The organism is Deltaproteobacteria bacterium, assembly GCA_019309045.1.
Classification (GTDB): domain Bacteria; phylum Desulfobacterota; class Syntrophobacteria; order BM002; family BM002; genus JAFDGZ01.
Map to the genome: position 1 here is coordinate 1 of JAFDGZ010000168.1, position 6,384 is coordinate 6,384.

Below are 6,384 nucleotides of genomic sequence, written 5' to 3' on the forward strand. Positions count from 1 at the left end.
GCCGTAGGTCTTGTGCTCCTGGCTCGGATATCCGAGTATCTGCGCATAATAACTGTTGACAAGTCTTTCACCAATGAGGCGTGCCAACCGCTTGAAGAAGAGCAGCCCACTTGCAGGATCTTTGGTCAGCAAGTGTTCAAATTTGTCTCTGTCCAGCCTTATGACCCTTGTAGGAGCGAGGCACTCGGCCGAGGCAGAATACACCTCGCGTCCCACCAGACTGGACCAGGCAAAGGCCTCGCCGGCACGGCTGACTGTGTGCACCATGTGGCCGTCTTTGCCGGTGCTCAATTTGATGCGTCCCCTGAGCATGATGTAAAAATAGCGGGCCGGCTCACCCTCGTGGAAGAGCGTTGTTCCTTCACTGACGCTTTCCTTGGTTGCCATGGTGATGATTTCTTTGATGAATTCTCTATTCATCCCCTTGAAAAGCTCTGACTGTTCTATAATCATGATGTTACTCCTGTGTAGCTGCGGTATTGGAAGTTTTTCCCTCCCTCTATCTTTTCCCCTCGTTCCCCGGGGCCAGGCTTCGGTCAAGCAGGCAGCATTGGCGCACACCAGCCCCGCGCTTGTCGTTTGCTGAATGAGTTTTGCTGAGTAAGGATCCGGCTGCAGCAGGACAACACATTCAAGGCATGAGAGCGGCTGCTTTGCTGTTCAACAAGGACCACTGGAGCCACTCGGTGTTGACAGGGAATTTCTGCCGGAATGCAACTTTCTTTGCAGCTGCCGTGGCGAGATGCTCTGCCGGATATCGAAGCCGTTTCCGAGACCGGGGAATGCGAATGTCAAGGAGAACCACCAGCTGAGGCGGCAAACTTTACAGACGCTGTCAACAGCTCCCAGTAAGACGTAACGTCCTAATGGGAGCGCAGCAGGCACACTTTCAAAGGACTGTTATTCATAAACCACCTGTTTTCTTTTCAAAAAACCCTCTTTCAACTCTTACGTTAGCCCCACCGACTGCTGCTGTCAACATATAATCTATTCTTGTGATAGGATATCTTTTCACGATACCGATGCGAGCAAACAATATAGAGGTATGGTTTGATGGCAAAATGAAAGTGCACCTGACAAGCAATACCGTCAAGCAGGCGGGACAGGGAATTGGAGGTACGGCAACGAGTTGGTAGGCGCAGGCTTCAGCCTGCGTTCTCCTGTGTTGCTATCTATTCCGGCAAGCAATTGCGCCGTGGCGCCATTGTAATACTGGCCGCTGGCTCAGCTTCAGGTTGGCCAGCAGCAATCGAGTACTGAAAGGGGTACACTTACATTTTGCTATCAACCGGTAGGCCCTACTACTGGGAAAGTTTACGGTGCAATGAATGTGGCGGGCCTTCAACGCCAATGAGCACCAGCCTCATCCAGGCTATATGATACGCCGCACTGGCCCTTCGGCTGTTGGCATAAAAGGCTAGTACTTGTTTGCTATGAATCAAATGCCCTCCAGAGAAAATAGTGGTCCTGGATGGAAGCGAAAGGTTCCAACAAAAATTTTGGCAATTTATTGACATGCCTGCTGATTCTTGAGAATATGAGCACAGATCATTTCCCCCCGTTGTTTCGACATTTGAAGAACAAGACCTCTCGATGCCTGAGACCATATGGAGGGTGGGGCTTGCCTTCTGAGACCAGATCTTTTCATATTGTCCGCGCCCTTATAGATGACCATCTCGTCTCTTTCAATATCAGACGGCCAGAAGAGACCATCTCGCCTCATCCGCGGGACATTCTGGGACTTTACTGCTGGAGACAGCGTTTGACCATTGTTCCCGGGGTCCTTTCTTCCAGGGAAAGAATGCTTCTGGCAGAGCTGAAGAAAGTCCAGAACTGGAAAAGGGTGAAGAAACACTCCTTTGATCTGCATGAAAGGATCTATTCCTGGCTCTGGAGGTTCGGCCTGGAGCGAAACAGACATTTCAATCCGCTGGCAAACCTATCAGCTGTCACCAGGAAGGATGCCAGGAAGATTCTTCAGGCCCTGAAAAGTTACTGTGCCTATCTGCAAGACAAACTTCACAGGGGAATGATCTTCCTGATTCCTGATCTGGAGCTCTGCTTTCATGATCCTCGCCGACTCAAACAACCCTACTCGAGGCCGGTGATGGTCTTTGATGTGAGAGAGAATCAAATAAGCATAATACCCTTTTCAACTAGAGTTGAAAGGCTGGACCCTGCAGTGGATATCCTGTTTGACCCGTCCTTCAGGGGCAGGGCGCTGGACCCTGACGGCAGGCCGGCAGTAGAAAATTTTCCGTACAAAATTCTTGCCCGGAAGACCGTGCTGGTGGTGAGCGCCATGCAGTCACTTACCAGAGAGCGCTTCCTGTCTGCCGCACTGTTGCCCAGGGGAGTTCTCAGGCCAGCTGTCCTGGAGCTGGCAAGAAAAAGAATGAAAAATATGGGGTCCTAAACCCTAATATGAAAAAAGAAGCCAAACAAACTGGAACTGCGAAACTGATCGACACGCTCCAGTGCAGATGCGTCGGCGGGGAATACGACGTAGAATTTTATATAGACTCGATGGACAGGATTATGAAGAGCGTGTTTCTGACCTTCCGTGGAGGCCTGTCTGCCATCCAGGGCAGTGGTCTCGATGAGGCTTCTTTCATGGAACTGTGTTGGGAGGCTCTGGAAAAAGGCAGACTCCTGCTTAGACTCTGCGATCTTACCTTTGAAAATGACACCCACCTTGTTCGTTATATAAGAAAGGTGTTTGAGAACCTGTTGCGCGAAAAGGCTGAGACCTTCAAACCGGGCTTCAGGGCGAGAAAAAAGCAGGTGGAAAGGGTGCTGAAGCAAAGGTGCCTGAGTTCATGCAGAAGATTTTGCGGCTGCTGGAAGCTGGAGGAATTTCGCCACATCCCCTGCGCGGCAGGAGCGGCTCTGCGGGTGCCGCGGGCAGTTCCCCCGAGGAGTCCAGGGTCACGCTCTGCTGCAATAAAAGACAGGGACATGGCAGAATACCTCACCTCGCTCCTGGAGGCGGTGGGCGGCATGGCAAGGCACGAAGATGTCCTTTCACACGTAGTCCAGGTGTTTCATCTCTATGCAGTAAGAACCGTTGCCTTGCCTGCCTCCCGGAATGGCGCTGAAATGCCGCTTGAAGATGACACCCTTTTGAGCCCGGACCATGAACTGATGGCACGGGAGCTGCTCGAAGGCATGCAACCGGCCATGATAGATTTGCATTATTGCCGGGTGGTTAAAGAGCTGACCATTGCCGAGACAGCGCGGTTCATGGGGTGCAGCACCGGAACTGTTTACAATAGGGAAAAGAGGTACAGGGAATATATCATGAAATATTTTCAAAAGAGAGGATCGCTGCCCATCCCGGAAGAAATGGAGGCGGTTTTGAGAGTCGTCTCGGAAAAGATTGCCCAGGCAAGGGGTGGCTCATGAAAAGGAAAAGGGACAGAGCCTCTTTCCAGTACGCCCATTGTCCCACCGGAGACGAGCTCCTGGCATACCAGACAGGGGGACTTCCTGAGGCCAAGAGATCAGATATTTTTTACCACCTCAATGTGGAAAAGTGCAGGCGGTGCAGGCATCTCTTTTCTTTGCTGGAGGCGGGAAGTCCTGCTCGGACCCGGGGCGAGCGCGGCTTTTCTCCAGCTGCAAAGGAGAAGATCCTGAAAAGGCTCAGGCAGTCTGAGCCGCTGCGGCACAGGCCCCCAACCCCGGTGAAAATAGGTCCGGGACAGATATGGGCAACCTCGCCCAGGCCCAGGAATTCCCGGGGCGATACCGTGGCCTCTCTGGGCGTCTCTTTTCCTGTCCTGGTGATCTATGAGGGAGATGGGGAAAAATCCTTGCATAATATAATACGGGTGATTCCTCTCTCTTTCGATGTTGAATATCACCAGCAGGGAGAAACCGTTCTGCTCGACCAGGACAACCCCCTCTGTTACCCGATTCTCGTGGAAATTTTCAATGAGCGGCCCATGCTCGCCGGCAATCTGGCGGCATACAGGGGCAGTGTTTCTTCAGAACAGCTGAACGACATAATGAAGGCCCGTTCGCAGTATCTGGATGAATCCGCGCCTGGTGACCGGGAATTGCCAGGCGCCGATCTGGAAGGAGAACCAGGCGGCCCGACACACAGGGATGATGAATTCCTGGCGTGGAAAGAAAAGGAGATCGAGCTAGCCGAGTATCTTTCCTTTCCTGTCAACCAGGCCCTCTGGGAAGAAGACGAAGAGCTGGTGCAGATAGCGGTGCACCTGGAGCCTTACACAAGGGCTGCGGATATGGGCGACCACGAGCTGGGCGAGGTGTTCAGCCAGGAGATTTGCAGGATAGAGGATGCCTTTTTCGGAATCGTCCAGATAAGGGACATGCTGCTGTTGCGAGTTGTTTCTGATGGCCCCCTGGAAGAGATTCCCCGCATTTCAATGAACAGGGCTCCGCTCTCGGTAGAAGAAAAAGGCCCGGGAATCTATGAAGCGTGCCTGGGTTCAGTCGAGCAGATTCCAGAAGAAGTGGAGTTGACAATATATATCAAGGACAGGGTGCGGGTCTTTGAGGTCCGGTTCCACAAGTGAGGGCCACAGGATGAAAGATGTCCTTTCCATGATAAAGCTCCACGAGCGTGAGGGCAATTTCAATGCGGCGATCCTCTATGCCGTGGCAAACTACCAGGAACTCGCCCTGGTCAGACCCGAGATCCTGAGGTGCCTGCGCTATTTTCTGGAGGAGCACAGGCCGCTTATCTCGCCAGAGGCGCTTGATGCCATACGCTCCCTGCCTACTTCACATCTGCACCACTCTGGCATAAGGGCCGTGCTGGCCCTTGTGGCCTGGCAAACACCGAAGCCTGCAGCAGGATCCATTGTGTTTCCCGTGGTAACCAGCTTTGGAATGGTGCGGGAGATTGTGGTGCGGGAAGAGCATAGACAGGGCCTTGCGGCACCCAGGCTGCAATTGCTCGACAGGGTGGGTTCGGCCACCTTTGGCGCCCTGGGCAAGCTCCTGGCAAGACGCTGCTTGTGGAGACCAGAACGGTTCCATGTGGATATCCTTGACCCGTACGGCAGGGAAGATTTGCAGGTTCATGGCGAGTCCATGGGTCTTGCCCTTGCCCTGGCTCTGTGCTCCCTGATTGCAGGCATCCCCGTTCCTTTAGAGTTGAGCGCTTCGGCAATGGTTGCCCGCGACGGCTCCATATTGCCGGCGGCCAACATGGAGGAGAAGCTCGCCACCCTTGCAAGAGAGCGCTTCTTCTTGAAGCAGGTTCTGGTGTCAGACAGGCAGGATATCGGGGATAGCTTTGCAGGGCTGCAACTGTTGAAGGTAGGATCTCTGGAGCAGGCCCTGGTATGTGCCTTCCCCGACCTTCAGAAAACCGCTTGTCTGAAGGCCGATGTTGAAATCGATTCCGAGCTGCAGGCTCTTGAACGACAATACGACCTTTACCTTTTTGATACCTGCATTGAAAATGCAGCAAGCCTTATCAGTATTCTGCAAAGAAACAGGGCCAGATTTCCGCCTGACAGGGCCATCCCCGCCCTGTTTACATGCTACTGGAAAAAAGGCAGCTGTCATTGCCACAGGGGAGAGGTGGGCGGTTCACGCCACGCTCTCGAGAAGGCAGTGAAACTTTATGAAAAGTTTTCGGGCTATATCAGATCCGACGATTACCTGGATGCGCAGATCAGTTACGCGGTCACCTTGAAAGACATCTTCCGCTACCAGGAGGCCGAGGAGCTCCATTTGCAGCTGATGCGTGAAATGGACACCAGAAAGACGCTTGCCCATGTGAGGGGCAAGAACCTCAGCACTCTCAGCCAGCTTTATCTTGCCATGAGGAGGTTCGAGGAGGCTGAAACATACCAGCGCCTGGCCATGGGCCTGATCAACAGGGAAGAGCTCTGCCGCAACTATGGCTACCTGGCCCAGATCCACACCCGGGCAGGCAATTTCCGCAAGGCTGCCGCAGCGCTTGCCAGTTACAGGAGGCTTCTTGGACGAGCACCTCGCCAGGTACGCTCCAGCCACACTCCCTATTATCATTGGATCAGGGCTGAATACCTGTACAACCGCTTGATCACACTCCCTATTATCATTGGATCAGGGCTGAATACCTGTACAACCGCTTGATTATGTTGAGGCGGGGCAGAAACTCCGTGCTTCAGGAATTGAAGGAGATAGCAGCATCATATCCTGAGGTGAACGGTTATGTGCCTGGCCTTATCCACAAATTTCTGGGCCTGGCCCTTCTTGCCCTGGGTGAAGAGGAAAATGGTCTGAATGAACTGGAGAAGGTGATCGGGTATTTCGGCGTGCAGTTTGCCCATGTGCTCCGGGTGCTGAACGCCACGGTGCGGGCAGAGAGGGCTCTTTATTTTCTCGGCACTGATCGAATGCACGAGGCAGGGGTGG

At 53.2% G+C, this 6,384-nt stretch carries 6 protein-coding genes; 5 read left to right on the forward strand and 1 reads right to left on the reverse strand.

Going from position 1 to position 6,384, the window contains the following annotated elements; genetic code table 11:
- Positions 1 to 453: cyclic nucleotide-binding domain-containing protein (locus JRI89_17210; GenBank protein ID MBW2072970.1), on the reverse strand; the 453-nt coding region annotated here is incomplete at its 3' end.
- A 1,168-nt stretch (positions 454 to 1,621) separates the two neighbouring features.
- Between JRI89_17210 and JRI89_17215 the strand changes: the two genes are divergently transcribed.
- The 5 genes from JRI89_17215 to JRI89_17235 form a co-directional block, all read left to right on the forward strand.
- Entirely contained in the window at positions 1,622 to 2,416 is a 795-nt protein-coding gene (locus tag JRI89_17215) for a hypothetical protein (GenBank protein ID MBW2072971.1), read from the forward strand.
- Between the two features lie 122 nt (positions 2,417 to 2,538).
- A complete protein-coding gene (locus JRI89_17220) occupies positions 2,539 to 3,405 on the forward strand; it encodes a hypothetical protein (protein ID MBW2072972.1) in 867 nt (288 codons plus the stop codon).
- Positions 3,402 to 4,547: a hypothetical protein gene (locus JRI89_17225; protein MBW2072973.1), complete on the forward strand. Its 1,146-nt coding sequence runs from the start codon at positions 3,402 to 3,404 to the stop codon at positions 4,545 to 4,547. The genes JRI89_17220 and JRI89_17225 overlap by 4 nt, the downstream gene beginning before the upstream one ends.
- A gap of 10 nt (positions 4,548 to 4,557) precedes the next feature.
- Positions 4,558 to 6,102, forward strand: coding sequence for a hypothetical protein (locus JRI89_17230; GenBank protein MBW2072974.1), 1,545 nt, complete (start codon positions 4,558 to 4,560; stop codon positions 6,100 to 6,102).
- A gap of 26 nt (positions 6,103 to 6,128) precedes the next feature.
- The coding region (locus tag JRI89_17235; protein MBW2072975.1) for a hypothetical protein at positions 6,129 to 6,384 on the forward strand (256 nt) is incomplete at its 3' end.